Annotated in this window: 2 protein-coding genes, 1 tRNA gene and 2 pseudogenes; 2 read left to right on the forward strand and 3 right to left on the reverse strand. The window is 60.6% G+C overall.

Annotated features, from left to right (window positions below; genetic code table 11):
- Positions 1–335 (forward strand): integrase core domain-containing protein (locus tag ACTJI6_RS23905; protein WP_440799152.1); only part of this gene is annotated, 335 nt, incomplete at its 5' end.
- Between the two features lie 24 nt (positions 336–359).
- Here ACTJI6_RS23905 and ACTJI6_RS23910 read toward each other — a convergent pair.
- Positions 360–520 (reverse strand): annotated as a pseudogene (locus ACTJI6_RS23910) (transposase); the annotation flags it as partial.
- Positions 521–674: 154 nt separating this feature from the next.
- On the opposite strand from ACTJI6_RS23910, the gene ACTJI6_RS23915 reads away from it, so the two are divergent.
- Positions 675–748, forward strand: a tRNA-Cys gene (locus ACTJI6_RS23915).
- A gap of 81 nt (positions 749–829) precedes the next feature.
- Here the strand turns inward: ACTJI6_RS23915 and ACTJI6_RS23920 are convergent.
- Both ACTJI6_RS23920 and ACTJI6_RS23925 read right to left on the reverse strand, forming a co-directional pair.
- Positions 830–1,243: a tyrosine-type recombinase/integrase gene (locus tag ACTJI6_RS23920; protein ID WP_440804249.1), complete on the reverse strand. Its 414-nt coding sequence runs from the start codon at positions 1,241–1,243 to the stop codon at positions 830–832.
- A 297-nt stretch (positions 1,244–1,540) separates the two neighbouring features.
- Positions 1,541–2,187, reverse strand: a pseudogene (locus ACTJI6_RS23925) (IS3 family transposase); the annotation flags it as partial.

The following is a 2,187-nucleotide window of genomic DNA, read 5'->3' on the forward strand; positions in this document are numbered from 1 at the left end:
GCAAGATCGACTGGCACTACATCGCGCCAGGAAAGCCGACACAGAACGCCTTCATCGAGAGCTTCAACGGTCGCCTGCGCGACGAGCTATTGAACGAGACCCTGTTCCCGTCCCTGCACCATGTCCGCGTCACGCTGGCCGCCTGGCGCACGGACTATAACACTGAACGGCACCACTCCCGTCTCGGCTGGCAGACCCCAGCCGAGTTTGCCCAAACCTTCGCCCTGCAACGGGGCTTGGCGCTGCGCAACCTGCAAGGCTCCGCACCAGCCCCCGTTGCTCAACTCGCCCGAATGGGCAAAACTCAAGCCCGGAGTCTCGCTCACGCTGGATAAAAGTCGGGGGCAACGTCACTGGGAATACTCCTTCGGCGCATCGCGCCACCGCAACCCATTGCGATTAAAGAAGATTATGCCGCTCAACACCCGCCGGTCATCGACGCGCGGCTTGCCATGGCTCTTGGGAAAGAACGGCTGAACAGCGCCATTTGCGCGTCCGTCAGCCAGAAAAGATTGCTCATCAATCAGTCTCCTTGCGGAGGCTGAATCATGCCGCAAGCGGATGATCAATGGGTCCTGACCCTAGGAACAAACGGGACCAGAACAAAATGTGATAACCGGAGTGATAACCCCCTTGACCCCATCAACCGAAAACCCTAGCAAACGCAAGGCTCCGGCGGGTTGGCGGAGAGGTTACGCAGCGGATTGCAAATCCGTGAAGACCGGTTCGATTCCGGTACCCGCCTCCAATATTCTCAGTGACATAGGTACTACCACTCCTTTCAGGGTATCAGTCTGGGTATCAGATTCGTGTTCTGGACGCGTTCTGTTCACTGGCGCTTCTCCCGGGCTTGGCGTGCCCGCATCTCCTGCCGAGCCTCGCCCGCGTACTTGACGATCATCGCTTTGGTGCTGTGACCGGAATAGGCCGCGATCTCATCGTCATCGCAGCCGGCCCATGCCAATTCCTTCATGCCTCGGTAGCGCAGCGCATGCAGGTCATAAGCTTCCAGCCCAAGCCGCTTGCGTTCTCTCAGCATCAAGTCGGCCATGTAGCGATAGCTGATCGGATTGCCGTCCCGCTTGATGAGGATCGGGCGGGCGGCAATCGGGACCACGCCCAGCGCCGCCTTTCTGCTATCCAAGGCAACCTTGAGGTGATCCGTACAGGGCAGCACCAGCGGCTTGTCAGTCTTATGCTGGCGCAGGCTCAAAGAGTCGCCGTCATAGTCGCCCCAGCGCAAGCCAAACCCAATCTCCCGGGCGCTGGACGCTGCCCACACCAATCTCGAATATCAGGCGCGGCAGTTCATCGCTTCGGCGCGAAACTTCTCCACTGCCCAATCTGGCCAAGGCAAATGCTCACGCTGCCTTTCGGCTGGTGGCTTGAGCGTGCGGACGCCCTTGGCCGGGTTGTTCTAGATCCAGCCAAGGTCGATGGCATGTTCGCACAACACGTCCAGCATCTGGGGGATATAGTTTGCGAACCGGGTGCGAGGCGCATTGAACCGCCCGGGTTTGCGGAGGCCTTTTGGTTTAAGTTACGCCGCGATGGCCGGTTCTTCCAGCATGGCGTAGTAGCGTTCCTCGGCTTCGGCCGGCGGGATATTGCCGATGGGCTCCAGCAGCCGTCGATTGTTAAACCAGTCGACCCAGGTCAGAGTGGCGAACTCGACGGCCTCGAAGCTTCGCCATGGCCCGCGCCGATGGATGACCTCAGCTTTGTAGAGGCCGTTGATCGTCTCGGCGAGAGCATTGTCATAGGAATCTCCAACGCTGCCGACGGAGGGCTCGATGCCGGCTTCCGCCAAACGCTCTGTGTAGCGGATGCTGACATATTGCGATCCGCGGTCGGAGTGATGAACCAGACCGCCGCGATGAACGGGGCGCCGTTCGTGCAGCGCCTGCTCGAGAGCATCGAGGACAAAGCTCGCATGGGCGGTCCTGCTCACTCGCCAGCCGACAATGCGACGGGCGTAGGCGTCGATGACGAAGGCCCGTAGACGAAGCCCGACCAGGTGCTGACATAGGTAAAGTCCGAGAGCCAGAGCCTGTTCGGCGCCGGACATGGAACACCCGGTTCACATGGTCGCGTGGACATGGCGCGGCCTTGTCCTGCACCGTGGTGCGGATCGGCTTGCCGCGAATGACGCCGTGAAGGCCGAGTTCGGCCATCAGGCGCTCGACC

The organism is Paracoccus sp. 22332 (genome assembly GCF_052045125.1).
GTDB lineage: Bacteria > Pseudomonadota > Alphaproteobacteria > Rhodobacterales > Rhodobacteraceae > Paracoccus > Paracoccus haematequi_A.